Below are 26,833 nucleotides of genomic sequence, written 5' to 3'. Positions count from 1 at the left end.
CCATTTTCTCTAGCAAAACCAATATTCATTTCTCCGTTCCGATATCCTGCGCCGTATTACTTTTTTAAGCTAACCTATTTTAAGTACTTTCTTAGCAGCTCCATCAGTTGTATATGGCTTATATTTTTTCATATTCTGATTTTATATAACTGATCGTACCGAACTTTAAAATAACAGTCTATTCTCGATTAAAACTATTTCCAACATCAAACCCCTTGACCACCGTTACTCCTTTAGATTTTTGAAAGCTTTTCAATAGCTAATCTCATTTCTGTAAGCTCATGCTGCATACGGGAGTTGTTTGTCAGGAATTGACGTAGCTTTGTGAAAACACGCATAATCTGAATGTTGGTTTGGATTTTTCAATGGGTAGTGTTGCGTGTCCTCGGTGCTCCATTGTTCGGGTGCTTCCTACAATTTCGTTATCCATATTGTAAGCAACAGTGTAAAGCGATTGCGAAAAGAAAGACTTTTCCTCATCATAGATCATATCTACTTCTAAATCATATGTTGAGGCTTGTGAGTCTTGGACGCGGCGTACCATGTTCTGTTCGACAACAAACTTGGCTAAATGAATCAGTTGTTCTTCACAGATGTCTGTTATAATGAATTCTTTTTTTTGACATTTAATAATAGTTTGGACTTCAAAGTTATGGTAAATTACCAATGTAGTGTTTTACTACGAAAAGGTGTAGTTTTGTGGTCATCAGATGTTGCTCCAGTCATACTTACCCCGATGGGACTGGAATTCTCGAACACGTCTTAGCTAATATAATTATTTAAGGTGCTGACGGTAAGTAGTCCATCATCTCGACTGTTTGTCCGACATTTATTATCGATAATGATATCTTTGTTTATATTTATTTTCTTGAATTCTTAGAATGGGGAGTACAATGATCAACAGATTTTTTTTAAAAAATAATACAATTAGTGGGGTTACAGAAGAGGAACTGAAAAAGCCATTAGACTACAAAGAAGTTATATATGCTTTCGAAAGGACTACCTATGCGAGCATATATACTATCGATTACGAGAAAAAATCATTTGAGTACGTTTCCGAAAACCCACTATTTCTTTGTGGACATTCTGTCGATGAGGTTCGTGAGATGGGATACGCATTTTATTTTAAAAATGTAGTACCAGAGGATTTGGAATTGTTGATAAAGATCAATAAGATCGGATTTGATTTTTATGACAAAATACCGTTATCCGATAAGAAGCTTTACACGATTTCATATGATTTTCATTTAAAAACAGATGACAACAAACGGATTCTGGTGAATCAAAAACTTACACCGCTATTTTTAACAGATGATGGCGCTATCTGGAAGGCACTTTGTATAGTGTCATTATCCACTGCTAAGACATCAGGTAATATAAAGATTTCGAAAAAGGGGTACAATCAAGAGTTACATTTCGATCTAAATGATGAAAGATGGAGATCAATTGACGGAATCAAGCTTTCAGAACGAGAGAAGGAAATCCTAAGGCTTTCGATCAGAGGATTTACTATTAACGACATAGGCAATGAGATTTTTGTCTCTCCAGAGACTGTCAAATTTCACCGAAAAAAGCTGTTTACGAAATTAGGTGTTTCAAGTATGCCTGAAGCAATTTTCTACGCAGCCAATAACAAACTAATATGAGTTTATCAACTCGATCGCCATCAATAATTGTTAATAAGACCACACAATAGTGTAGTATAACACCACCGTACCGTCTTTACTACCCATAAGTGTAGTGTAGAACTACCCTTAGAAGTAATGTAGTTTTGATAACATCATGCTACTTTGCAGCACTGTAGAACAAATACATACTGACATTACTCTATTTACCATAAGTACAAAAATGAAAACACCTCTATTTAAACTGTGGCAAATCCAGTTGTTTGCCATCGTCTTTCTGCTGTTTGCGTGCAAGGACGACAACGTAGTTATTCCTCCTGATCCCGAAGAGCCGGGAATATTGAAACTAAAATTCGAATCCCGTAAAGTGATCGAATTCCGTTCTATTGAAGACTCTAAGGAAACAGGATCTTTGGGAGAAGACGAGATCGAAGAGCATTTCGGTTCACGGGTGCGATCTTTTATTCCTAATGAGATTACTATCAGTAAAGACTCTACAACATTTGTTAAAGCAGGTCCCCTTGAAGAGAAATTCAGAACAAAATGGGAAGGTAATGACGACCTCTATCTCTATGACGACAATACGAAAACGTGGAATTTTCTTGGAAAAAGAACAGACGACGTATTCCTGCTTTCAGCAGCTTTTTTTTCTAAGAAAGTATCGGCACGCGAAAGGGTCAGTACTATTTTAGGACAAGCGTATGCGCTGGAAAACTTCGATACACTAATAGCGCAAAGCAAACAATACAATCTGATCTGGTTGAAGGTTGAAGCTACTTACCATTAACATTTTATCTGCAATATGAAACACCTACTTTTTTTGTCCATCTTCACGCTGCTTTTTAGCGGGCTTACCGTAGCCCAGGAAAGATCTTCTGTATTTGCCTCAAAGAATCCTTCTATGTTATATTTGGGCGGTGTCCTGAAAAAAAATAGTTTAAACCAAGACGAGCACAACGTTTTGAATCTGATAGATGATGATATTACGATGAGCTTCGACGGTGCTTCAGTCAGAAGCGTCACTCTTAAGGCTGGTAAGGATAATATGTACCGATCTCTAGAAGAAGCTTTCTCCAAGGCTTCTAGTCCAGTATTTCAGAACAATACTTCCTTCTCTTACAATCTGCAGGAGATAAAACAGTATAGTGCCGTTGAAAACGATCTAGGCCAGACCCTTAATTTACGGGAATGGTTTGGCATCTCTCCAGAAGCCAAGACACCAAAGACTCTTTTAGCAGTAGATATAAAAAGGACAGCTTTTACAGCCTACCTAGATCTTCCGCCGGAAGGTTCTTTTGCTACTGATCCGGAAGAAATAGCGAAGTATGATCCGGAAGATTTAATATATGTCAACTCTTTATCTTTCGGAAGGAGAATATTAATGCTGGTGGAGTCCAACCTTGACAAAAACACTGTAAATACGACTTTAAAGAACGTTCTTGAAGGTGAACAACTATCCGACCATGATAAAGCGGTTCTGGCAAACTGCACCTTTAGAACAGTAGTCTTTGGCAATGAAGAGATACCGATCAGTCCAGCACCGTTTGAACAGATCTTAGACTACATTGATGAAGAGCTGACAAAAGACAATTACGGCATGCCCATTTCTTTTAGCGCTGCCTGCCTAACAGACAATAGCGTTTTTGAGAATACATACTAGCCGTAAGACTTTAACAAATGAAAATTATACCAAATATTGACGGCAGTCGTACTGTTGGCTGCTACATCCTGTAGCAAGGAGAACGTCCTGCATGACGAGGGAAGTAATATGGCATCTTTAGGAGTACTACGGGAACCCTACAGGATTTCAATAGATTCTGCGTATGCATACCATGGAGATTCATTGTATAGATCCATTGCGGAAGAATACTATAGTTCAAATACCGTAAAAGCAGATAGTTCGCTTCAAAAGGCCAGCTCAGCAAAGAAGATGTCGATTGGCGTTAACAGTATGACCCCCGAAGATGAGGCATTCTTTTCAAAGAAACATACCGTAACAAGTACCGAAGCTACAATATATCACGGGCGAAATTATATTTATCCGGGAGCCATAAATAATCGTCCAGTCATTCTATCAGGAAGCGCCGAAGAGAATTTTCTTTTCATTCCTTATAACAATTTTAAGCCTGTACTGTACTATGGTTTTAAAAAACCTTAAAAATTAGTTATGAAAAATATTTTATGCATATTGATTTTGTTTAATTTGGTATGGTCTTCCTGCGAAAAAAAAGGCAGGGGGACTGTTTTCGACACACATGTTGACGCTATGATACTAAATAGTCAGGGAGAAGATTTATTAGCTGGAAATCTCGACGACCAGATAGATTATTTTGATATAGAGTCGTTAAAAGTTGTCGACGCTACGACGGGAAGAGAATCCGATATTGGACCAGATAAAAAATCATATGTGATATTATCGCCTGAAGGAGGCTATGATAAATATCGATTGAGGGTATATCTAAACCCAAAAGCAAATCCTTCTATATTATATCTCGACTGGGGCAATGGAAATAATGTAGATACTTTAAACGGAAAGATAGAATCTACAGGAAACAACCATGTTTGCACACAAGTAGCATTAAATGGGACGACAGTGTGGAATGGATCAGAAATTAATCAGGAGAGGGTGATAACAGTGGTAAAATCTAAGGAAACTAAGTCTAAATAGATAGAAATTATATTTTGTATATTTCTTTACAAGCATTTGACTTTTGCATTCGGGCAGTCTGACCGGCCGTTCCAGAAAAGAAATTCTATTGCCCTAAGCAGCGAAGCATTAAAGCTAAAACTAGCTGCACTCCATTAAGGCTATTTGAAGAGACGTATATCATCGAATTGATGATCCACTTTTGGTTCTATTCGTTTCTTCTTAATTTGATGCTCTACACCATCGAAGCCATGCACCGTCAACAGGATGCCCTTTCATATCCTTTATTCGGACGGATTTGCAACCCTCCGCGAAAACGGAACTGTTGCCTTACCCCGCGACCTGTTCAAGTCGTACGCAAAATGGGAGATATTACCGGAAGAACTCAATTCAATGCATTGATCCTGTCAATCAAATCTTCTTTGCTGGTAATTTCCATATTATCCGTTGCTATGGTAATGATATGATCTTCAACAATAGTTACTTCTTTGATGTTATATACAAATTGTCCGTTACTTTCTGAAGCGAAAATTACATGTAAGGTCATCCCGAGTGGTACGAATCCAAAATGTTCTGTTAAATATTGACCAGGTGTGTTGTGCAAATCTAATTGTGCTAGAAGATTGGGTTGGTCTTTGTAAGCTAAATACACGGCTGCGTTGGTCTCATTATAATTAGTCGGAACTTTATCAGCAACCCTTTTAATATCGCATTCTCCAACTTGTTATTAATCCGTTTTCAACAGTAAACAAAAAATTAGCTGTGTTTGTGTAGCCCTTACTTGAATATTGACCTTTTACAACAACTTCATTTTCACTGATTATACTGTACTGGGGATTTGCAACTTTGCCTTGACGACTAACGATGTCGCTTTCTATCCACTTTTTGGTTTCTTCGGGTGTTTTCATTTTTCCGTCAGCACCATATGCTTGGGTTGCCTTTTCTGAAAACTGTGCTCTGATAAGTTCGGCATTTTCCACTTCCATAGCTTCAATCAAAGATTTTACAGGTTTTAATAAAATTTCGTCTTGCATTTGTTTAGAATTTAAAGTGTTGTTTTCATTTATTTTGTTCCTGTTTACCTGACCACACGCAGTAAGTGCTGAAGAAATAAACAGTGAGATTATAAATAATTTGTAATAAGCCATTTTAATTGTTTTTTAAAGGGTATTGCAAATAAATAATAACGAGATTAAGCAACAAAAAAGGTATTTCTATTGCTACACCCTTCAGATCTCTGTTCAATAATTGCAGACAAATAATCATCAATATTCCTGCTGCCATTAGGAAATTTCCCCACACGAATGTTTTGGGAAACAATATCAAAACCGAGGCCAGTAATGTTACTGCTCCATTGATGACAACAGCATTTTTACTAAAATTCCATTTGCCGAACATTTCTAGCATTTCGGGTTTTGCAGTCAGCATATTCCAACCGTGCTTTGTACCCATAAACACGGCAAAAAGTATTAAAACAGCGTTGATTATTTTTAATATCATGGTCTTTGGTTTTAAAGAAAAAGGCAAACAACAAAGTTATTTGCCTTATAAAAATATAAATATAAAATACTTCCTTTATTATCTCGTTGTGTAACCACCGTTTGCAAAAATGGTTTGCCCAGTAATCCACCAGCCGTCAGTTACTAAAAACTCAACCAATGGAGCAATGTCTTTGATGTCGGTCAATCCACCTAAATCAGAAGCCTGTTTGTGGTAAGCCACTGCGTCATCACTTTCTTGTCCGTAGAAAAATGATGTATCCATCGGTCCTGGAGCAACCGCTGTTACTGATATTCCACGTGAACCAAATTCTTTGGAAGCGGCTCTGGTAAAATGTTCTACTGGAGCTTTTGCTCCTGCATAAGTAGAATAATAACCCGTAAATGCTGCCAATAATGAAGTTACAATCGTGTTGATTTTACCGTTTTCGTTCAGTTTTTTTCCTGCTTCCTGAATGAAGAAATATGCTACTTTTGCATTGATGTCGCTCATACTGTCGTACTCTTCTTCGGTTGTGTCAACAAATGGTTTTTTAAGCACTTTACCTACGGTATTAATTGCAATATCAACACCTCCAAATTTTTCGATGGTAGCATCAAAAAGTTTGGTAATGTTTTTTACATCTGTCAAATCTGCTTGATATAAAAATGCTTCTCCACCTGCGTTTGTAATGTCTTCCAAAGTTTTTTCAGCATCTGCTTTTGTACTTTCACTATTGTAATGAATAGCTACCTTTGCTCCTTTGCTTGCAAAATCACGGCTCAATAAACCGCCTAAGTTTTTTGCACCACCTGCAATTAAAACTACTTTTCCTTTTAAATCGTTTCTTGCCATTTTGTTTGATTTTAAATATTTTACAAATTGATATTGTAAAGGTGGCAAGACTTTGTGTTTATTTCGTGGTGAACTTTTCGGAACTTTTATTTTTTGTTTTCCTTTCTGAATTGCCCAGGTGGTTGTCCTACAAATTTCTTGAAGAATTTTGAAAAATTGGAAGGGTCGTAAGTGAGTGTTTTTGCGATTTCTGCGATGGATCTATCTGTTTGTAAGAGCATTTTTTTTGCTTCATCGAGAATTTTTAGGTCGTAAAAATGGCAAGGGTGATTTCCAGTTTCTTTTTGGACAGTGTCTGTCAAATGCTTGTGCGACAGAAATAATTCACTCGCAATTTGGTTGATTTCCATAAATTGGTCAACAGTTCCCACAACCACATCTGCAATATGTTTGTCCAAAAACTGAAAGTAGTTTTCGGTAATTTCTTTGCTTCTTTTTAATATTTCTTGTTCGGATTTTTCCATGTGCCTTAAATCGAAAAACAACACAAAGATGCAATTTTTGAAAAACTTTATATGGTGAACTTTTCGGTTTTTCTTTCGTGAAAGATATAGCATACCTTTTACCGAGGAAATTCGCAACATCCGTGAGCAGTATGGTGTGTCGGCTAGTAAGATGTCCGAGGTATTGGGATTGGGTGTCAATACGTATCGTTTATACGAAAGCGGTGAGATGCCGACTGTTGCCAACGGCCGACTAATCCTGTCCGTACGTGACCCAGAGGAGTTACTTTTACTCATAACTTAATGGTATTGTTCATAATTCATTGTCCCAATAAAGATAATTATAAGCTTTTATTGTAAAGCAATAGAATCTATTTTGTACATATACAAAGCCCCATTTTTAACCTCACGTAAACCTTTTTGCAATTTGAGATCATAAATTTTAATCTTTAAATTCTACCACTCTAAAGCTTTTCAATAGCTAATCTCATTACCTCCACGGCCATCTGTTTTTGAGGTCACAATTTGTGACCTCAAAAATTTGAACTCGTCATCGTTTAGTTCAAACATGAAATCCTTCGGAAACCGGTCTATGTCCAATAAAGGTAACAATAAACTTTTATTGTAAAGCAATAGAATATTCCATTTTGTACATATACATAGCCCCAACCTCCAGGTACTTAGCGGCTATGTACAGTGACATAACCAGCCACTCACTGTAGTTGGCGGCTTTGTCACGTTACATTGTGGACTTGTTCGTTGAGATAACGAGCAAATCCATGTGTTGAACGTTGTTTAGCTTCAATGTGTGAACATGTCCCTTGCAGTAGTGCACAATGAATATGTAGTTGACGACTTTGTCACATAACATCATCAACAACGCACCTGACATGCTCACGTTGTTCCGGTACAAAACAAAGATGTGCCGTGCATGCATTTACATGTACAAGTACATAATGGTAAAGGAATAGACAGCGTATGCAACGATGTGATATTTCCTTGCGCCGACCTCGCATGTTTAATGGGAGCGGTCAGTTCAACCATAAATTCTCCCACGTTGGAACATATAATCCGTAAAACATACACGATATTTTTGTAACATTGTGGCAGTTTATTAATCTAATATCTTTTTATGAACTGTTACCGTTTTCGCTATTTATTCAGTGTGGGTGTTTTCTGCGCGCTTTTCATTGGCATTCTTGCATGCTCCTGTAAGAAAGCTGATGATCCGGAAAGGACAGAAGAGCCGGAGACAGAAGAACCGGAATCACCTTCTATTCCACCTCAAGATGTTGAATTACTCTTTCTCCATTCTCATGAAGCACCGGAGTCACGAAAAAAAATGGCTAGCGCAACGGATGGAGTTTCATTTTATGTCGGAGGCGGGCATCATCCTATGTCGTATACTTCCAGCGTGTATAAATTGGATATGCAGACGTTTGAATGGACGTCTACTCCGCTGAGTAAGCCAAGGATGGAGAGCTTTGTTCATATCTTGAACAATCAGGTATTTGTCTCAGGAGGATGGCATGGTAAGCAGGAAGGCCCACGTATAGATCGTTTTACCTTATCATTGGATCATATCGATCACAAGGTACTCGGTACTGGTGATTTCTCCTATCGCGCAGTCACTGTAGCAGGGGATCAGTATTTAATTGTACGTAGCTACGCAAACTTTTACATCTTCGATCATTCTATGCAGGCGTGGGAGACTATCGCAATAGACCCAATTTATCAAGGAACAGTACAGTCTATTATCTCAGATGGTAACACTATTTACTCCTGTAACCTGACGACCAATGGTTTTAAAACCAAACATGTTTTATTGCAATTTGATTTGAAATCGCGAATTTGGAAGGAAATGGAGAATAAGGCTCATCAGTTTAATAATAAAATGCTTGTCCATAAAGGAAAGATTTACTTTTACAGTACATATGCATTTGAGACTCCTCCATATCTCGATGTATACGACATCAAAGATCAACGGTGGTCGACCTTGCGGTTTCCTGAGTACAGGGAGTTATACGCTATCCTTATAGACGAGCCTTCCGATGCCCTTATTTTGAGTGGTGGCCGTGTGCTGGGCGATGAGGAGTCTGGTTCCCGGATGTCGTCCGATTTATTGGTTTATCAGTTCGGTAATGAGGAATGGAAAAAATTTAAACTTCAACATAGCCGGTTATTTCATACGATGCAGATAGTTGGAGACAGACTGGTTGTGCATGGTGGAGAGGCTGTACTCAATGTGGACGATTCTATAGGTTTACCGACGGAGATATTTCAAGTGTCTCGTACAGAGATGCAGTAAAGTAGAGTGATATTCCTATTTGATGCGTCAGGTGTTTTAAGGTGTTAAGACAGGTATTAATCTATCTGCGTAAACTAATACACGTTGGCAATATCCTAATCGCTGTTCGGGAGGCCATTCGAAATGCAGTTGTTCATCGGGACTATGCGCTTACGGGAAGAGACATCAAAGTGGCTGTCTTCGATGATATGATTGAGATTACAAGCCCGGGAAAATTGTTGCCATCGATAGACTTTGCTGCGTTAGAGGCTAGGCAGTCTGATATCCGTAACAAGACGATTGCACCGTTATTTAAGCGAGTTGGGTTAATTGACCAGTGGGTAATGGATTAAAGTTGATAGCAGATGAGTTGAAAGCTTATCCCGAAATTGAATTTAAGTGGTTTGAGCGTGGTAGACTCCAGTTTCAAGTGCAGTTTATCAATAAGGAGTATGTCGTGGATATCACGGCTCAATTTGTGCCAATTTAAAAAGATTAGGAAAGAATTTATATCTCTGGAGTCGGAGAGTGTTATTGTCATGCTGTCGATGGTTACCTTAAAGGTATATAATCATCTGTTTTTTTAAGTCGCGTTTTACGACCCAATTCAATTCTCACCCTCCCTTGGATTAGGCGTATGTACTTTGAAAAATTTATGGTGCTTGATCTCGTATTTGGTCTTCAATTTAAATATCCCTTTCGCTTTAAGTATTTAATTAAAACTTCTAGTTCCTTATAGACATCTTTCGCTAATTCATCTATTTTTTGAGAATCTTTCATGGCTTTTTCTCTGAACTCAGAATCCTTGAATGGAATTAGATAACCATGGTTGCTCCCACACATATGAAATGCCGAAAAATCGGTGAACGACATAAGTTTATGGTTTAAGCTGTCGAAAAGCTTCTGCGATGTCTTATCTATAAGTTTATTCTCTAATAATCTGCTTTTATACTGATAATCTATTATTTTACTTATTGCCTCGTGCAAATACCCGTTCCAAGAATCTTTTTGCAAAACTTCTTCTTGAAGCATTTTGATGTCTAGTGTATCCAACAATCTTTTTATCACGGCCATATCGGACTTTTTGCTAAGATCATTGGTTTTGCTTCTGTCCATTTCTATTTTTAGCTCAATTCCTAATATAACAACGGTTATTGCTAGTGAAAATATAATAGACAATTTCCAATCACTAAGAAGTAATGGCAGAGAAAAGTGATTAGTAAGATATGTAATCAGTATCGGTAATACGATTAATGATACATACCATTTGGATAGTGTTTTAGCCATTTTTCTTTTCTTCGATGTGTTTTGTGAACCTACCAACTCTTTCTTACCAAATGTTTATTTATAGCCTGGCCAATGATCTGTTTCTTCTTTTTTAACTGACGAGAGAAAGAATTTGAACCGAACTGTCTTTTACAGCGCTTGATGTAGGAAAGGTAATTCGATTGCTGTTTGATCGGTACATCAAAATGATTAAACATAAAATCTCCTCGATCATCTATAATTAAGGAGTACCGACGACGGTAAACCTGTTTGTTTTCCAGTTTGTTCGCATGCTTTATCGGTGCATTGTAGAGTTTTTTTACTTGATTAAGATATACTGCACGTGGTATAGTCGGATTATGTGATGATAAGCGTATTGCTCTTCGAGAACGTCGTTTTATAATCTCAATTACTCTTCGGTAGTACTTGGCAATATTAGTAGACTTGATCAGCGTATTATATCCTCGGAATTCAAACCCTAAATAGGTGAGGGGTGTGTCTATTACACATTTATTAACGCCATGCTCTCCTTCTTCAACAATTCTTATAGCAGTTTTCCTTTTATCACCATTTTTATTGTATGCCATTTTTCTAAAGAGAAACCGTTCGGTTTTCTCTGTGCTTATCTTGACATGAAACCGCTTTATCAGTTCGTTGACGTAGTCATCTATATCTTTCATTTGCTCCGGTTTGCACAATATCAATATATCGTCGGAATATCTCCTGTAATGTACGCCTAGTTTATGGGATAGCTCATTGATGATGTTTCTGTCGAAATCAATAAGGTAGAGATTTGCCAGAACGGCACTGATAGGAAGTCCTTGAGGAATACCGATCATTTCTTTTATACCCTTCTCATTTCTATCACTACGAAAAGGATTTTTATATACTGGAAGACGCCCATCCTTTATGGCTTTCCTAAATTCCTCATTGGATTCAAAGAAGCATTTAAAACCTTTCGTTCTTCTGATCTTTGCTAATCTTGATTCGTCAAAGTGACGCTTGCCTTGCTTCTTTAGATCATTATAGAGTACATAACTAAAATTGGTGCAAGATCTGAATACGTTAAGATGATCTTTTGGTAACTCCTCTTCGCCCAGTGCATATGCCCACAATCTATATAGAGTAGGATGATGCAAGGTGGAAAAGAAACTCTTTAGATCGATTGCCAATACTGCCACTTCACCGTCTGTATCTACTCGTTTGTTGATTTCTTCAAATACATCGTGGGCGAAATGGATGTTACTTTTCCCTTTTTTGTTTTCTTCGCTTATTGGAATGGTACGATAGGCCAAGACGGCTTTATTGAGTTCTGGATCTTCTTTTAATTTGGCTTCATATTTCTTACCTAGTAAATGTGCATAATAAGCATATATCAAGGCATCAAAATGGCTTGCGTAATGTAGCGGTCTTTGCTTAACAGTTTTGATCGTTCCCGATCCATCGAGCTTTTTGTGGCTATGCGCTCTGCTCTTTCCGACTTTGGTATGGTGTTTTTTCGGATCAGTCTTTTTATACTTTCGATCCGAAAGAATGCGGTGTATCAACGGAAAGAAAGCATATGTATCCATATATTTTTTAGAAGTTATTTTGTGATAATAATCTTCCCAATTACGCTCCATACTTAGTGATGGTGTAATATGCATATAGCCTTTGCTCTGTAGCCAGTCTGGTTTCCTTTTCATAATTTAAATAAGCTTAGCAATGGGCTCTCAATAATGTATTATTGTTTACATACCACCTCACGGTGCGGACCAGGACCCAATAACTGAGTCATTGTAATTTCGATAAACATAATAAAGCGTTAAAGAACATGAGAAATGTATTCCTAAGAATAGCTATCTTTGTCTTGGTGATGATGTCTCTTCCTTTAGAAGGGAATGACTTCATGAGCTTCATTACAGAGCTGTTAACTACAGGCGTGCTTGAATGGTTCAAGACCCTGTTTAATAAACGCTCGACCTATTATTTCTAATAGTAAAGCATTAAGTTTTAACTTAAGAGGCTCTATAATCCTACCTAATTGTAAACTACTGTTTATCCCATTGCATAAGCTGTCCGAATTTACTAAATTGCGGATACAATTAATAATTTAAATTAAAATGGAAGAAACCAATACCAATAAAGCGCTTAATTCGGAAAAATTGAAGGATTACAAAGAACCAGACGAAAAAATTCCAATAGGATCAATTGTGTCGACGTATGCACATCCTTTCACAGAGTCTAATAATGAAATATTGATAACTAACTACGCCCACTTCACTCCTCCGCTGATGATTGTGGCGGAGAAGAGATATGGTGCAAAATATAACCCAACAACGGGAGATGAAGAAGATAACGATTCCTATAGGTGTATATACTATTCGACATCATCGGGAGGTGTAGAAGAAAACTGGTTCAAAAGAAGAGAGCTGAAGTTTATTAATATAGGTGAAAATGATTTTTTTATCGATAACAAAAGCAACGGTGTAGAGAAAATGAAGAAGGATTTTCTAGGTGAACAGGCAATATTAGCGAGCGTTGATCTTGAAATGGGGAAGAAAAAGATGTGGTCCGATTCGGAAGGAGATTTTACGAAGTTGAAAGTTAATAATCTATTAGATTTTCTGCCACCTTTAGGAACTATAGTTGACTTCAAAGCTAATGAAGACTACCAAAAATATAGCGAAAAGGATAGGAAAATAAGTCATCGAAAATCTAAAGTAATGGTCAAACTTCGATGGCTGAATAATATCACGGGCAAATACAGCGAAGAGTATTTTCCAATGGTTGCTCTTAAGCTAATAAAAAAGGAAACTGTAGAACTGAAAGAATATAGAACATCACTATATTACGAAACGCAAAAGAAGATCGAATTAGAAGATAGCAAACTTTTCGTTGCAAAAACTCCGTTGAAATTTCACGACGTCATTTGGAAACACTACTTCTATATCTATCGGTTTAAGGATCTGTTTACTGGAAAACTTCATGATTTTAAGTTTAATAAATTACAAGATGTCACGCAGACAGACAGGGTAAATCCTAATACCTTGGAATCCATTTTTAATGGCACGGATTTTCAATATAAACAAGTTTTAGGTTTTTTTAAAGTAGAAAAGAGGACTAATTTTGAAGGAAAATGGTTTGAGATTGAGTATTCCGATAAGAACGAAAGATATTCCAAAAGAATTATTTACATCGATGAATTGATTAGCGAAAAAGCCGAAGGAGACAAGCCATCGGATAAGGATAGACTCTTGATTAAAGCAAATTGTCTTTTGAGAAATGGTGCTGTAAGGCATTTTAAAATTTCTCGTATTAAAAGTTATCGGCGAGTGCCAGATGAGTTTGTTGAATATTTTGTGCCGAAAAAATAAATGAATCCCCAATCCAAACTAGAAGAATTACTGAAACTCGAAGTTGAAAATGAAATCGTCGAGTTCAAGGAAGCGAAGACTCAATTCGATAAAGATAAATTGGGCAAGTATTTCTCAGCTTTAACCAATGAAGCGAATCTCAAAGGCAGAGATAGTGCGTGGTTGATATTAGGTGTCAAAGACACTAGAAAAATCGTAGGCACGAAGATCACTGACAAACAGCTTAACGAATACAAGCAGGAAATTAGTAAACACACGTCTCCTAAGTGCAACTTTCTGCAAGACCATCGTATTAGTACATCGAATGGTGAGGTTATTTTACTTGAGTTACCTGCCGCATCAAAAGGATACCCGGTATCCTGGAAGGGACATTGGTATGGAAGGGATGGCGAAAGTTTAGTAGCGTTGCACGATTTTGAGTATGAAAGGATAAAGAGGCAGCTCGATACGGAAGATTGGAGCGCCGATATTGTTTCCTCTGCCACTTTAGATGATCTTTCACCGGAGGCCATCGCTTTTGCTCGGATACAATTTAAAGAAAAGCACCCTAGACTAAAAGATGAAATTGATCGCTGGAGCGATTCCGTTTTCTTAGATAAAGCCAAGTTGACGATCAAGGGTAAGATTACCAATACGGCAATCCTGCTTTTGGGCAAGTCGGAGTCTGAACATTTAATCAGTCCTGCAGTTGCGCGGATTACATGGATTCTGAAAGATCGGGACAACGTAGAAAAGGACTATGAGCATTTCTATTGTCCATTTGTCACCGCAGTAGAAAAGGTGAGTGCAAAGATACGTAATCTAAAATATCGGTATATAGCCGGTAATACTTTGTTCCCGGAAGAGGTAGATCAGTATGATCCTTACATTATCCGAGAGGCGTTAAACAATTGTATTGCCCATCAAGACTATACGATGGGAGGGAAGATTGTCGTAGTAGAAAGTGAAGACGGCTGGTTGTCTTTTACCAATGTTGGTAAATTTATTCCGAATAGTGTAGAAGAAGTCGTTATCCAGGATTCCCCGGAGCCAACATATCGAAATAGCTTTCTGGTGACTGCCATGGTCAATCTGAATATGATCGATACCATAGGCAGTGGTATCAAGAAAATGTTCAATATACAACGGCATAAATTTTTTCCTCTACCAGACTATGATCTCTCTGACGAGAGGGTGAAAGCAGTTTTCTTTGGTAAGCTGATCGATGTTAATTATGCTAAAAAATTGGCAGAGCTACCAGAATTGTCACTGGAAGAGATTATGTTGTTGGATAAGGTGGCGAAACAAAAATCATTGTCCAGTGAGGCAATACAAATCTTGAGGTCAAAGAGATTGATTGAAGGGCGTAGACCCAACTATCATATTTCTTCGGATATTGCTAAGGCGACCAATCAGGAAGATGATTACATCAAACTTCGCGGTATAGAAAATGCATATATCCAAAAAATTATTATTGATTACTTATCTAAATTTGGCGGAACCTTACGAAAGGATTTGGAGGTACTGTTAATGCCGAAGCTATCCGAAGGCTTAAGTGATATTCAAAAGCGAGATAAGATAAAGAATCAATTGCAGGAGCTAAAACGCAAAAAAGTAATTTATGTAGAAGGGAAGGAATGGCGGTTGGTAAAAAGTCAGTAGTCAGACTTTAGACATTTTTATACGCGTTTTAGATATTTTTTAGTCATATTTTTTTGCTAATCATTTGTTTTTTAGTTGTTTATTTTGTTTTTATCATAGACATTTTAGACATTTTTAAGTTAAAGTTTTAGACATTTTACGCTTTGTGTCCTAAATAGTATAGTATAGACGAGCGGCTCTGCTTAAGCAGAGCCGCTCGTCTATACCTCTTGAATATTTTTTCAGTTTCTCTTTGAGTACTATTGAAACTATCAAAGATAGTTTCAATAGTACTCAAAGAACCAATGAGATATTATCTTCCCATTAAAAGATGTCTCTTCTTTTTTTAGATATTTTGATTTTTAAGCGCTGATCCAAAGTTAATCCACCGTGTCTGGTTGTGTAACTATGGGGTGAGATTACAGTTCCATCTTGAAGTCGCAAAATGCGACCTAAAAATATTGTTCTCTTTAATTATCACGTCATTACTAAGTCCTTTTAGTTCAAAATGTTTGTTAGACGGGCAGCTCAAACGCACAGGAAACTCTGCTCAGAACTTTAACCTGATCAGCAAAATAGCATTGGCTTTGATTGATAACGAAAAGTCCACCAAAAACTCGAAACCAACCAAGAGGCTAAGGGCAGCATGTAGTGACAAATACCGTGAAAAGGTGCTAAAACTTTAAAAGCGAAATCCCTGGTTGTCAGTACTTAAGTTTTTGGTCATGATATTTTTTTCTTAGAATTGAAACCGCATTATTTTTGTCATTTAAAAGGTCTATAAGATCTTGGTCTGTCAAGCAGAGAATAAGTTTTCCGTGAATTAGATATTTCTCTTTTATGGTGTCAGACGCATTTTGAGTCATACCTTTTCTTGTGACAAGAAATGCGATTTTTGCTAATGATGGTCGGTCTAAATAATCACAAATTTGAAATATCTCCTTGTGCGTAACTTCGTCTTGATAGTTCTTGCATTCAACAAGCAATGTGTCGTTTTTAAAATGTAATGCGAATAAGTAGAATAGTCCCTCCTTGCATGAAATGGGTAAAATTATGTCTCTTCTTCTGTCCGGATTATAAGTTATAGTTTGAACTCTCGGTTCGTCTAAATGTTCTGGATGGAATAGAAAATAAAAAATATCAGCAACGATGTCTTCATAGTCGTTTGCTGCTTGTCCTGCTCCTGTTGGGCAAGCTTGAAGTCTATTGATTAATTGCTGATGCATTTATTTCAATAGAGTTTTTGCTGATAATTCTAATTGCTCAGATAAAGTTTTTGCTCCTCTTGGAGTGTTGTCGTAAATAATACACCGCAGATGTCGTAAATCAAAAGGAATATCATTAATGTCCTGAGAAATAATAATTACACTTTTGCCAATTGTATGAGCAACGCCAATTTCATAGAATACGTTTGGATTTCTTCCCGTCACGTCAGCGATTAGAAACTTTGCTTCGTTTATGCTTTTCCATATATCCTCAATAATTGGATTAGTGCCGTATATGTCGTCCGCTCTTTTACAAGTTAAACCCATTTTTTCAACTGTTGGCTTAATATGGTCTTCATAAATTTCTTGCACTTTTTTCTCGTGAAAAGGCATTAACACAAAACAAAGTTTATCATTAACATAAAAATCTCGGCCTTGAAAAAGGGGATTAATTCTAACTTGCTTCGCTAATTTCTCTAGATGTCTTGCTTCGCTATTAATGTAATCATTAACATAAGGCAAGATAATTTCATCATAATCTTCTTTATTCGAGTTTAAAATTCCTGCAGTTATTGAAAATCCAAATGGTTCCTCAAATCCTAAATCTCGTTTTACAATTTCAATTGCAGTTGATAAATCAATATTAGATTTACCTCTAAAATCATTGTGAACAATTCTCAATGCACCCCCAACACTTTTGTTTGTACAAACAAAGTGTAAGAAATTATTGTCTAACAGTACAACAGTATTGACAGGTTTCAATAACCGCATTACTGACCGGTTATAGTTGTTTTTTTCAACAGTTTTTGTTAACGTTTTATAAAAAGCATATGACACTTGGTTGATTTTTTGGTAAAGGTTATCTGGTATATTGCCAGATATAGAAAACATTCCTCCTTGAAACATATATTGTCGTTTTAGTTTATTGTCGTCATTCAAATATAACGTTCCCGGCGGCTTTGCGCAGTTTCGATAGAGCTTGCTCGAAGCCGAAATTGTGTAAAACCGCCGGGACGATGATACGCAAGGAGCGTAGCGGATTGCGTATCATCAATTGTATTAGCGAAACCAATATACAACAAATTTCGCTTAGCTAAACTTATGTTCGCTCGCTATTCACAACCGCTATCGCCCAATCACTCACCGTTCCCCATACATCAGCTTGAAAAATTTGAAACATTCCAATCTCTGGATAGTTCTTGTTTAGCACAAGCCAATTGTTTACAAATGCAATCCCTCCAAAGAAACCAAGTATTGTCGCTCCAACGATGATTACTTTATTCTCTAAGTTTGTCATAACTTCCTCCTATAAAGATTAGTCCTCTTTTTGTCGGATGAGGCCAGTATTTCACAAAATCCGATTTTTTAAGTCAGAGGGTGTATTATTTAACTTAACGCTCCGTGTCTCTTTTCTTCTCTCCAATCTTATAGCCCACCCTTTCTCGGTTTGGTGGCAACGGTGGATGCTTAATATTGTCACTTAGTTCGTCAAAGTATTGGAATACCAGTTCAATGTTTTTGTCATGTTCATCATGTCGTTTACCCTGTTTTGCCAATACATTCTTTATTTCGGATATTTCCAGACGTATATCTGTGGAGCCAATAATCGCATTACGGATTTGATTGGACACACGCATGATACGGATATTGACTTGGATAGCCGGTTTACTATTGAGTACGCTAGATATCATAAGCACACCATAACTCAGTAAATACAAAAGGCTCTTTCCGTCTTCCTCCCCAACTTGATATCACAAATTGTGATTTCGAGTTGCTCCATTCTTCCTTGGTCAATTGAAACATAAAGTCTTCGGGGAACCGATCCGAATTCCTGTTTACAGCTTGATTCAGTACACGTGTCTCGACGCTATACAATTCAACCAGATCACTATCAAACATAACTTTTTGATCTCGAACGAGGTATATCTTGTTCATGACGACCTCATCCGGAATCATTATTTCGTTTATGGTTTTACTTTGTGCTTTAGCCATAAGCTTTCCGTTATTTTTGCTATCTCACTTTGCGACACCCTAAATTTATTCTTTATATAGCTGTTCGAAAGCAGTTTTTATTTTTTTACTTCTTGAAACCGCTATTGCGTATACTTCCCATGCCAAGAAATCTGAGATCTCACGATTTAGAATTCTGCTCAATCGTATATCTTCTATTTTTGCACCTTGGGCTACATCTTGCTGTAAAACTATAAATTGCTTTATGAAGGCTTTGTATTTATTGTCAATGTCGGTAGCTTCTGCATCATCTTTGAATTTCTTTTTTTTGAAGTATTCTTCAAATGCATTAGCTGTATCATTGTCGAAATCTTGCGATACCGAAGCCACAATATGATAAAAATCCAAACCTCGGACGGTCGTTATATCCTTACTAAGTGTTGAATCAAGCTTATCTAGAACTTTCTTCGGTAAATTAGCTGCCGAGATTTTTTGTTTATAATTTACATCTATTTGTTTAATAAATCTCTCGAATTTCATTTTAAGTAACTGATTTACAATTTTTTATAATAAAAAGTATATTACAGTTTCAATTTTAATTTAACTATCTGTATATTTGTATAGTTAAACAAGATGACGACTTAATTGACATACTTATAAAGTGTGTCATAAACGATGTCTCTCTCGTCCGAAAAACCGCCAGTTTATCCAGCGAGAAGACCGTGGGTTCGCCATTCTATTGAATATTTATAACTTTGTATTATTCAATAGGGCGGACTTCACGTTAGTCTTTCGGTGGAAAATTCTAATCCTCGTGTAGGAATAGAAGAGGTTCCTGGCGGTACCATCGGTCGGAAGCAGTGTAGTTCGCTCTATTATTTCGTTAATAGACGTTCCTCCAAGTTTCACGAGCAGAACATCGTTCATCATAAACCAAAAGTATTATGAGAACGAAAACTTTAACCAACAGTACCACTACCCAAAGCCACCTCCAAGAGGTGTTGCTTCACTTTTCCCGTAAACAATCCTTAAAGAACTTAATCAAATCGCCCGAATAAAAAAGCCAAAAGCAGTTAGCAAAAGGTGAGGGGCAAGGTATGCCTGCAAACGCAATGAGGCCTACTTCGCCCAGTCGTCCTAGTGGACGGATTTCACCCTTATGTTTTCTGCTTTACCGACCTCTGACAAAATATGCACAATTGTTTGTACGGTTTCTTCGGTCAGTAAAGGCTAAATAATTCGTTGCACAATAAAAATAGGATTTACTTTCCAAACCTGCAAAATGATTTTAATCATATTTCTCCTTTTTCGGAAGGAGCCGGGGTCGGTTTTATTGATTTTCAATTTTTTACTAATCATAAACCGATTAAAACATGCAGCAATTTTATGCTAATGGGCTCGCCATGCCCGTAAGGAAGGACAGAGCAACACAGGTAACTGTGTATCCACCTAGGCACATTCATAATCAAAATGTGTTGCTACAGGACCCTATCAAAAAGATTGTCACTACCCGAACGGGTAGTAATACGAAACTACAAGCAAATTTAAAGACACGCAGGGACGAAGACTCCACTATATTACATTCGGCAACCGTTCGGCAGGTTGTCGGTATTTCTTCGAAACATCCTCGGGATTTGTTCGACACTTTTTCGGATGCAGTTCGGGAAGTGTTCGAGTGCTGTTCGGGTGCCATCCGAAGAACAGTCGAAGCTCACCCGAAGGATTACCGAAGGTGTCCCGAACCAGTCCCGAAGCGGACTCGAAGCGCGTCCGAAGGACATCCGAACACCACCCGAAGAAACAGTGGTCTATTTTGCCATTTTTTAAGCAAGTTTAAAGCGGGGATTGAGCGACGTCCGTCCGACCTAACAACGACCCAAGCTCAACCTAAGAATGACCTAAGGATCACCCAACAACGACCTAAGGATGACCCAAGCCTGAGCCTAGCACGACTCAGCCTAAGAACAGGTTATAGACAAGGATCGCCCAAGGATGACACAACAAACACCCAAGAAACAGCTAACAATGACACAAGAAATGTACGGTTAATGTACCGCGAGAGTACTGTTAGTGTACGGGGAGTGTACCGAAAAGGTACTGGAGATCTACTAAGAAGCTACTGGAGATCTACTAAAGATCCACTAAACGCATGTACCTCTGGCGTAGATCAGCGGTACAGTAAAAGTAGGAGGGTAGTAGGAGTAGAGGCAATGACGAGCAAAGTAGTCCTTTGTCTGAGAGGATTAGGCTGTTTTTCAAGGAAATTATTATCTTTAATGACATCAAAGAACAAAGCCATGCCATTTATGGCGGCATCGCTTTGTTTTTCAAGGAGATCATTTCCCGTGATGGCCTTGAAGAACAAAGGAGTCCTCCTTTATGGACTCCTTTGTTTCATGTTGTTTAATCTATCAACAGCCTGGGCGCAGTCCGCGGAACCGCGGACTGCCGAAGGGCAATCCGAAATCAAACAACTGGAGGTGGGACAAAAAGTGCCCGACGAATTCTGGCGACTAAAACATAGTTTTTTAGAGGGATCGGTAATTAAAGAAGGAACGTTGGAAGCCTTTAAAGGAAAGGTTTTGCTTCTTGATTTTTGGGAAACCTATTGCTCCCCATGTCTTAAAAACTTTCCAACGCTGGACTCTATTCAAGAAACCATGCAAGGATGGGGCGAAATTGTTCTTGTTAATGAAAAATTTTCAGGGGGCACCAAAGAAAAGATCAGCGCATCCCTTGAAGATCAACGGAAACGATGGGATATCGAATTAGCCATGACGAAGATCATCAAGGACGAAAAGTTAAGGTTATATTTTAAGCATTTATATATCCCCCACTACGTCCTTCTTGCTGAAGATGGCACAGTTCTCGTTATGGGAAGCATCGAGGCCTTCGATGCCATCCGAACAATACTGGAAATCTACTCATACAACAATAACGCTATAATCAATTAACTACGATGAGAATACTGATCGTGGCGTTGATGATGTTGCTGTTCCAGTTGAACAGCGACGCCCAGACAAAAAACATTTCTATTAGTGGACAGGTTCTTTCGGAGGATAAGCAGCCGATTTCATATGTGAATATCCGCGCTGTCAAAACTAACCAAAACACCGTAACGGATGAACGCGGGCATTTTCTCCTACAGCTTCCGTTATCAGATACCGTTCTATTTTCCGCCGTTGGTTTTAAACGACATAAGATGTGGCTGGACAGCGACCGGAAAGATATACTTATTGTACTCGACAGATTGGAGAATGTAATAGATGAGGTAGAAGTCAATACAGGTTATCAGAAGATAGCAGCCAACAGGATCAACGGTTCGGTGACTGTCCTTGACAATGAAGCAATCAACAGACAGGTGAGTCCCAATATCCTTGAACGGCTCAACGGGATAACCAACGGCTTAACGGTTCAGGTTGGCCGGATGAATAACAACCCACAAAATAAAACGAATATAACGATCCGTGGATATAGTACCATAAATGGTCCGCTCGACCCGCTGATCGTACTGGATAATTTTGTATACGAAGGAGATATCGAAAATATAAATCCAAATGACATCGAATCGGTAACGGTTTTGAAGGATGCGGAAGCAACATCGATCTATGGAGCGAGAGGAGGCAATGGTGTGATTATATTGACAACAAAGAAAGGAAATGCGGAAGGGCCACTGCGGGTATCCGTGAGTATCAATACCGCCGTGTCCGAAAAGCCAAACTTGTATGCTTTACCCGAAATGAATAATGCGGATTATATAGCGGTCGAAGAATTGCTATTTGAGGAAGGTTTTTTTGATAGAGATCTCACAAGAACAACATTTCCGCCGATTTCACCCATTGTATATATGTTGGCTAAGAAGAAGCAGGGGCTTCTTTCTGATGAAGAATATGCTTCGGAGAGAAAGTTTTATACACAGACAGATTTTAGAAGGCAATATACAGACCTATTCTACCATAATACGACTACTAGCCAATATTACGTAGGCCTCACGGGTGGGGCTGCAAAGACAAACTTTGCATTCGGTGCAGGGCATAACCGTATGGGGGATGATTATGGCCAACCTACCAATAAGACAAACTTACGTTCGCACTTCGATATACAACTAAGTAAGAAAATCAAACTTTCGCTGTCCGGACTCTTCACCAGCGAACACGCTAAAAGCGGACAGGTGGCGAGTTATGAGCAACTGCGACGAATCGGCAACCGTCAATCCGTCCCGTATCTGTCGTTGCTTGATGAGGGCGGAGAGGAGATGGCATTCTATAAGGATTATAGTCCTTTTCTTATAGATACCATCGGAAAAGGGCTGCTGATGGACTGGCGCTATTTCCCGTACTCGGATGCTAAGTTTACTGATTTCAACTCGCGTCTGTCAGAGCTATTGGGAAACGTCGCATTGGAAGCGAAAATAGTCGATGGCTTAGATGTTTCCGTTTACTATCAGATGCAGGATCAGAACATCAATAGCGAGCGTCTTTATGGTCAAGATAGTTACTACGCCCGTAATATCATCAACCGGTTTTCTCAGATCGACGAATCTACCGGTAGGGTCACCTATAATGTACCGGGAGGGGATATCGTCGACAGGTCTATCGCATCTATCCGTTCACAGTCCTTACGAACGCAATTGAATTTTTCCAAAAGCTTTAAAGACCACAGGATCTTGGCTATGCTCGGAATGGAAGGACGGGAAGTAAAAAATGTTGGCGAATCCTGGACCCATTACGGCTACCGAAAGGATCCATTGAGTTATCTTCCAGTAGATTTTGCCAATATCTATAATTCCTTGCCGTTGAGGGGATTTGATTATATCCCCGGTGCGCCTATAATAGAACCGACAACGATCAACAGGTTTATAAGTATGTATGGTAATTTCAATTATACTTATTTGGACCGATATTCGCTCAGTGGTAATATACGCCGCGACGGCTCGAATATCTACGGTGTGAGCACCAATGACAGATGGAAGCCACTCTGGTCTTTAGGACTTGGCTATGATATAGCAAAAGAGACTTTCTTTCAGGGTAATGCATTTGATCGGTTGAGGCTTAAGGCGACCTATGGCTTCAGCGGAAATGTCGATTTAAGTCGTTCTGCGCTTCCAATAGCTGCCTTTGGTAATAATCCTCCAGATGTGGGCGGACTGCCCAGTGCGAGTATCGGAACGCTGAATAATCCTAGGCTACGGTGGGAGCAGGTCAGGCAGATAAATATGGGGCTGGATTTCGCCATAAACAGACTGGGCTTAAACGGCAGCATAGAATATTATCAAAAAGATGGAACTGATCTTTATGGACCGACCGATTATGATTATACGACTTGGGGAGGTGCTCAAACTATCGTTACAAACGTAGCCGCCATGGAAGGTAACGGGATAGATCTGTTGTTGAGATATCTTTGGAAGAAGCGTGACTTTTCGTGGACAAGCACCTTTATTTATAATTATAACTTAAGTAAGACAAAGAAATATTACGAAAGCTCGAGGAGAAGCGCCCTATCACGCATAATTGTACAAAGTGGAACGAGGATTACGCCTGTGGAAGGATTTCCTCTTTATTCCCTAGCAGCCTATAGATGGGGAGGTCTGGACGCGCAAGGAAACCCTCAGGGGTATCTGGAAGGTGAACTTACAACAGATTACGCAGCGTTGACCAATGCTGTAAACGAACTGGGAGAGGAGACCGAATCTATTCGCTATGTCGGGCCGACCACGCCAACAAGTTTTGGCTCGTGGCAACATGAATTCCGCTATAAAGGCTTCGCTTTATCGTTCAATCTACTTTATAAAATGGGTTATTATTTCCGAAAATCCTCTATCAACTACAGTTCCCTCATAAATTTTGGTTTTGGACACCCCGACTACGCACTACGCTGGCAAAATCCGGGTGACGATACACATGTTCCGTCGTTTGAATATCCACTGAGAATGTCCGGAAGAGATAATTTCTATGCAGGGAGCGATGTTTTGGTGCGCAATGCCAGCAACGTCAGGCTACAGTTTGTCAATTTCTCTTACAATCTGGATGCTCTGAGAGATGTCTCCTTTTTTAAGGATGCCTCCATATACATGAATGTTTCAAATTTGGGGCTCATCTGGGTGGATAACAAAGAAGGGTTAGACCCTGATTATGCTGATGTTATAGCACCCAGAAGATCTTGGTCGATTGGTTTAAGAACATCATTCTAAAAATTACGATATGAACAAAATATTAAAACTTATCGCTTTAATTTGTCTTCTTTCGTCCTGTAACGACTTTCTAGACGAAAAGAGCAACAACAGACTAGCCGTGCCGGTCACTATAGACGATCTGCAGGCTTTGCTCGACAATCAGACATTTATCAATACGCTTCGTACACCGTCGATTTTACAATCCAGCGCTGATGATACGTTTCTTCTAGAACAGAATTATAATGGACTATCGGCCGAGAATAAGTTGTTTTATGCATGGAAACCGTTTGATTACTTTTATTCAAACGATTGGTCAGCCGCTTACCAAGTTATATATACGGCAAACTATTGTCTGGAAACTTTGGAGAATGTTCCAAAAAATGTGCAAAACAGACAAGTCTGGGAGAATGTGTACGGATCCGCATGTTTTCTTAAATCGTACTATTATCTAGGCCTGCTATGGGCTTTTTCAAAAGAGTATGATCCGAAAGGAAACAATGATTCGCGTGGAATAGTGCTACGAAGCGATTCAGACTTTAATGTTCCGAGTATTTTCTTTACCGTTGGTGAATGCTACGACGAGGTTATAAGTCTAGCGGAAGAATCCCTGGGTTATTTGCCAGAGACACCACTTGTTAAGGCTAGACCCTCAAAACTAGCAGCCCATAGTCTTCTGGCCAGAGCGTTATTATCTATGGGAATGTACGAAGATGCATTGACGCATGCCGAGCACGCTCTTGCAATAGACGATTCTCTAATTGATTTTAATAACGCGGATGATGGAATCAATATCGATGCACCTACGCCCTTTACGAAGTTTACAAAAGAGACCATCTTTTATTCCGAAATGACACAGAAATTTACCTTACACCGGGCCAGTACGGCATTGATAGATACAGTCCTGTTTCAGCTATTTGAAGATGGCGATTTAAGAAGAAGGGCTTACTATCAGCCGAGTGGAAAGTTCTATAAATTTAAAGGAACCCATTCGCATTCAATTCAATCGTTATTCTCCGGACTGACGACTGCGGAGATGTATCTGATCAGGGCGGAATGCAGAGTAAGACACTCGGAGTCGCAAGCAGCGATGAACGACTTAAATAGACTGTTGAAGAGCCGTTGGGACGAGTCTATTCCTTATGTAGAGAAAATCGGAGATAGTAAGGAAAGTGTGCTGAAAATGGTACTGGATGAAAGGCGGAAGGAACTCGCCATGCGCGGTATTCGTTGGTCTGACATCAAAAGATTAAATAGGGAAGGACATGAGATACAATTGACACGGAAAGTTGGGGGTGAAACCTTTGTGTTACAGCCGCAGAGTGAAGGTTTCATTTTACCACTTCCGAGGGATCTGGATAATTTTCTATAATTTGTTCGAGAAGAAAAATGCCCGGGTGGAAGTCCGGGCATTCGGTTAAGCTTGTATAGCAGCTATCGCACTAGTTTAGTGGTTGATTAATTGGATTTGAATATCCCCCGCTAGGGTTGTCAACAATCCGATAGCTTCCAGAGGACTCGTATTCTTCTGATTGCAAAGTAACTTTGGAAGGATCTAGTTCCTGTCCAGAGTTCATTGTGTTTGTAAGCGGAACTGTTATGGAACATGCTTTATCTTGATCTTCGCTTTCACTACAAGGAGACCCAGGATTCCAATTGGATGGCTCTTCAACCGAACTTTGTTCGAAAGGAGTATCTCCAGATGCTGGGGTATATATAAATGTCACCGTACTTTGTGTTGCCTTATCCCATAACTTAAAAGACGAGAAACTTATCACCGTAACCACCGCTATAACGGGTAATATATTTTTTTTGATGAAAGATATAGCTTTCATGATATGGCCTTTTTTATAGTCTCAAAAAAAGTTTACCTCAAAAAACTCTACATTAATTCTCTGTCGACCGATACGTTGCTTTAACGAGAGGTATCC

The 26,833-nt window shown here is 38.7% G+C and carries 31 protein-coding genes; 15 read left to right on the top strand and 16 right to left on the bottom strand.

Annotated features, from left to right (window positions below; all coding sequences use genetic code 11):
* Positions 1-304: 304 nt before the first annotated feature.
* Positions 305-544 (bottom strand): hypothetical protein, encoded by a 240-nt coding sequence (locus C5749_RS07580; protein ID WP_146113715.1) that lies wholly within the window; start codon positions 542-544, stop codon positions 305-307.
* A gap of 349 nt (positions 545-893) precedes the next feature.
* Here C5749_RS07580 and C5749_RS07575 point away from each other — a divergent pair, with 349 nt between their 5' ends.
* The 5 genes from C5749_RS07575 to C5749_RS07555 all read left to right on the top strand — a co-directional run bounded on the left by C5749_RS07575 (position 894) and on the right by C5749_RS07555 (position 4,293).
* Complete coding sequence (locus tag C5749_RS07575) at positions 894-1,646, top strand: response regulator transcription factor (protein ID WP_219847922.1); 753 nt, start codon at positions 894-896, stop codon at positions 1,644-1,646.
* A 202-nt stretch (positions 1,647-1,848) separates the two neighbouring features.
* Positions 1,849-2,412, top strand: coding sequence for a hypothetical protein (locus C5749_RS07570; protein WP_105724483.1), 564 nt, complete (start codon positions 1,849-1,851; stop codon positions 2,410-2,412).
* Positions 2,413-2,427: 15 nt separating this feature from the next.
* Positions 2,428-3,285, top strand: coding sequence for a thiol-activated cytolysin family protein (locus tag C5749_RS07565; protein ID WP_105724481.1), 858 nt, complete (start codon positions 2,428-2,430; stop codon positions 3,283-3,285).
* A 36-nt stretch (positions 3,286-3,321) separates the two neighbouring features.
* Positions 3,322-3,783, top strand: coding sequence for a hypothetical protein (locus tag C5749_RS07560; RefSeq protein WP_105724479.1), 462 nt, complete (start codon positions 3,322-3,324; stop codon positions 3,781-3,783).
* 9 nt (positions 3,784-3,792) lie between these two features.
* Complete coding sequence (locus C5749_RS07555) at positions 3,793-4,293, top strand: hypothetical protein (protein WP_105724477.1); 501 nt, start codon at positions 3,793-3,795, stop codon at positions 4,291-4,293.
* Positions 4,294-4,657: 364 nt separating this feature from the next.
* Here C5749_RS07555 and C5749_RS07550 read toward each other — a convergent pair whose 3' ends face one another.
* The 5 genes from C5749_RS07550 to C5749_RS19950 form a co-directional block, all read right to left on the bottom strand.
* The gene (locus C5749_RS07550) at positions 4,658-4,924 is read right to left on the bottom strand and encodes a hypothetical protein (RefSeq protein ID WP_105724475.1); all 267 of its coding nucleotides are present in this window, start codon (positions 4,922-4,924) and stop codon (positions 4,658-4,660) included.
* Positions 4,925-4,973: 49 nt separating this feature from the next.
* A complete protein-coding gene (locus C5749_RS07545) occupies positions 4,974-5,420 on the bottom strand; it encodes a nuclear transport factor 2-like protein (protein WP_105724473.1) in 447 nt (148 codons plus the stop codon).
* Between the two features lies 1 nt (position 5,421).
* Positions 5,422-5,772 (bottom strand): DoxX family protein, encoded by a 351-nt coding sequence (locus C5749_RS07540; protein WP_105724471.1) that lies wholly within the window; start codon positions 5,770-5,772, stop codon positions 5,422-5,424.
* A gap of 78 nt (positions 5,773-5,850) precedes the next feature.
* Entirely contained in the window at positions 5,851-6,606 is a 756-nt protein-coding gene (locus C5749_RS07535; RefSeq protein WP_105724469.1) for an SDR family oxidoreductase, read from the bottom strand.
* Between the two features lie 86 nt (positions 6,607-6,692).
* Positions 6,693-6,956, bottom strand: a complete 264-nt coding sequence (locus C5749_RS19950; protein ID WP_425443443.1) for a helix-turn-helix domain-containing protein — start codon at positions 6,954-6,956, stop codon at positions 6,693-6,695.
* Between the two features lie 265 nt (positions 6,957-7,221).
* Here C5749_RS19950 and C5749_RS19945 point away from each other — a divergent pair, with 265 nt between their 5' ends.
* A complete protein-coding gene (locus C5749_RS19945; protein ID WP_425443439.1) occupies positions 7,222-7,353 on the top strand; it encodes a hypothetical protein in 132 nt (43 codons plus the stop codon).
* Positions 7,354-7,523: 170 nt separating this feature from the next.
* Here C5749_RS19945 and C5749_RS19750 read toward each other — a convergent pair whose 3' ends face one another.
* Positions 7,524-7,649, bottom strand: coding sequence for an ORF6N domain-containing protein (locus C5749_RS19750; RefSeq protein ID WP_281258057.1), 126 nt, complete (start codon positions 7,647-7,649; stop codon positions 7,524-7,526).
* A gap of 532 nt (positions 7,650-8,181) precedes the next feature.
* Here C5749_RS19750 and C5749_RS07520 point away from each other — a divergent pair.
* The 3 genes from C5749_RS07520 to C5749_RS19740 are packed head-to-tail and all read left to right on the top strand — an operon-like array spanning position 8,182 to position 9,826.
* Positions 8,182-9,357, top strand: a complete 1,176-nt coding sequence (locus tag C5749_RS07520) for a Kelch repeat-containing protein (RefSeq protein WP_105724465.1) — start codon at positions 8,182-8,184, stop codon at positions 9,355-9,357.
* Positions 9,358-9,398: 41 nt separating this feature from the next.
* Positions 9,399-9,689 (top strand): ATP-binding protein, encoded by a 291-nt coding sequence (locus C5749_RS19745; protein WP_219847919.1) that lies wholly within the window; start codon positions 9,399-9,401, stop codon positions 9,687-9,689.
* Positions 9,674-9,826: a hypothetical protein gene (locus C5749_RS19740; RefSeq protein WP_219847918.1), complete on the top strand. Its 153-nt coding sequence runs from the start codon at positions 9,674-9,676 to the stop codon at positions 9,824-9,826. Before C5749_RS19745 ends, C5749_RS19740 begins: the two co-directional genes overlap by 16 nt.
* A 191-nt stretch (positions 9,827-10,017) precedes the next feature.
* On the opposite strand, the gene C5749_RS07510 is transcribed toward C5749_RS19740, so the two are convergent.
* Both C5749_RS07510 and C5749_RS07505 read right to left on the bottom strand, forming a co-directional pair.
* Positions 10,018-10,623 carry a hypothetical protein gene (locus C5749_RS07510; protein ID WP_146113713.1) on the bottom strand — a complete coding sequence of 202 codons (606 nt, stop codon included), beginning with the start codon at positions 10,621-10,623 and terminating at the stop codon, positions 10,018-10,020.
* A 29-nt stretch (positions 10,624-10,652) separates the two neighbouring features.
* Positions 10,653-12,287: a reverse transcriptase domain-containing protein gene (locus C5749_RS07505; protein WP_105724461.1), complete on the bottom strand. Its 1,635-nt coding sequence runs from the start codon at positions 12,285-12,287 to the stop codon at positions 10,653-10,655.
* Between the two features lie 128 nt (positions 12,288-12,415).
* On the opposite strand from C5749_RS07505, the gene C5749_RS19630 reads away from it, so the two are divergent.
* The 3 genes from C5749_RS19630 (at position 12,416) to C5749_RS07495 (ending at position 15,599) form a co-directional block, all read left to right on the top strand.
* Positions 12,416-12,577, top strand: a complete 162-nt coding sequence (locus C5749_RS19630; RefSeq protein ID WP_181151306.1) for a hypothetical protein — start codon at positions 12,416-12,418, stop codon at positions 12,575-12,577.
* A 127-nt stretch (positions 12,578-12,704) separates the two neighbouring features.
* Complete coding sequence (locus C5749_RS07500; protein ID WP_105724459.1) at positions 12,705-13,958, top strand: hypothetical protein; 1,254 nt, start codon at positions 12,705-12,707, stop codon at positions 13,956-13,958.
* Positions 13,959-15,599: an RNA-binding domain-containing protein gene (locus tag C5749_RS07495; protein WP_105724457.1), complete on the top strand. Its 1,641-nt coding sequence runs from the start codon at positions 13,959-13,961 to the stop codon at positions 15,597-15,599. It abuts the gene before it with no gap.
* 683 nt (positions 15,600-16,282) lie between these two features.
* Here C5749_RS07495 and C5749_RS07490 read toward each other — a convergent pair.
* The 6 genes from C5749_RS07490 to C5749_RS07465 form a co-directional block, all read right to left on the bottom strand.
* Positions 16,283-16,804, bottom strand: a complete 522-nt coding sequence (locus tag C5749_RS07490) for a restriction endonuclease (RefSeq protein WP_105724455.1) — start codon at positions 16,802-16,804, stop codon at positions 16,283-16,285.
* The gene (locus C5749_RS07485) at positions 16,805-17,689 is read right to left on the bottom strand and encodes a hypothetical protein (RefSeq protein ID WP_105724453.1); all 885 of its coding nucleotides are present in this window, start codon (positions 17,687-17,689) and stop codon (positions 16,805-16,807) included.
* A gap of 193 nt (positions 17,690-17,882) precedes the next feature.
* Positions 17,883-18,080: a hypothetical protein gene (locus C5749_RS07480; protein ID WP_105724451.1), complete on the bottom strand. Its 198-nt coding sequence runs from the start codon at positions 18,078-18,080 to the stop codon at positions 17,883-17,885.
* Positions 18,081-18,174: 94 nt separating this feature from the next.
* Entirely contained in the window at positions 18,175-18,474 is a 300-nt protein-coding gene (locus C5749_RS19830) for a hypothetical protein (protein ID WP_105724450.1), read from the bottom strand.
* Positions 18,464-18,775 (bottom strand): ORF6N domain-containing protein, encoded by a 312-nt coding sequence (locus C5749_RS19825; RefSeq protein ID WP_245893656.1) that lies wholly within the window; start codon positions 18,773-18,775, stop codon positions 18,464-18,466. The genes C5749_RS19830 and C5749_RS19825 overlap by 11 nt, the downstream gene beginning before the upstream one ends.
* A gap of 45 nt (positions 18,776-18,820) precedes the next feature.
* Positions 18,821-19,273: a hypothetical protein gene (locus C5749_RS07465; protein WP_105724448.1), complete on the bottom strand. Its 453-nt coding sequence runs from the start codon at positions 19,271-19,273 to the stop codon at positions 18,821-18,823.
* 833 nt (positions 19,274-20,106) lie between these two features.
* On the opposite strand from C5749_RS07465, the gene C5749_RS07460 reads away from it, so the two are divergent.
* Genes C5749_RS07460 through C5749_RS07450 form a run of 3 tightly spaced genes read left to right on the top strand, consistent with a single transcriptional unit; the run spans position 20,107 to position 26,274 of the window.
* Entirely contained in the window at positions 20,107-21,687 is a 1,581-nt protein-coding gene (locus tag C5749_RS07460) for a TlpA family protein disulfide reductase (protein ID WP_105724446.1), read from the top strand.
* A 5-nt stretch (positions 21,688-21,692) separates the two neighbouring features.
* On the top strand, positions 21,693-24,923 hold the full coding sequence (locus tag C5749_RS07455; protein ID WP_105724444.1) for a SusC/RagA family TonB-linked outer membrane protein: 3,231 nt from the start codon (positions 21,693-21,695) through the stop codon (positions 24,921-24,923).
* Positions 24,924-24,933: 10 nt separating this feature from the next.
* Entirely contained in the window at positions 24,934-26,274 is a 1,341-nt protein-coding gene (locus C5749_RS07450; RefSeq protein WP_105724442.1) for a RagB/SusD family nutrient uptake outer membrane protein, read from the top strand.
* Positions 26,275-26,344: 70 nt separating this feature from the next.
* On the opposite strand, the gene C5749_RS07445 is transcribed toward C5749_RS07450, so the two are convergent.
* Positions 26,345-26,737, bottom strand: coding sequence for a hypothetical protein (locus tag C5749_RS07445; protein ID WP_105724440.1), 393 nt, complete (start codon positions 26,735-26,737; stop codon positions 26,345-26,347).
* Between the last annotated feature and the right edge of the window lie 96 nt (positions 26,738-26,833).

This window comes from Sphingobacterium gobiense (assembly GCF_002980575.1).
Taxonomy (GTDB): domain Bacteria; phylum Bacteroidota; class Bacteroidia; order Sphingobacteriales; family Sphingobacteriaceae; genus Sphingobacterium; species Sphingobacterium gobiense.
The sequence above is the reverse complement of the archived record's forward strand: the minus strand, read 5'-3'. Positions and strand labels throughout refer to the sequence as shown.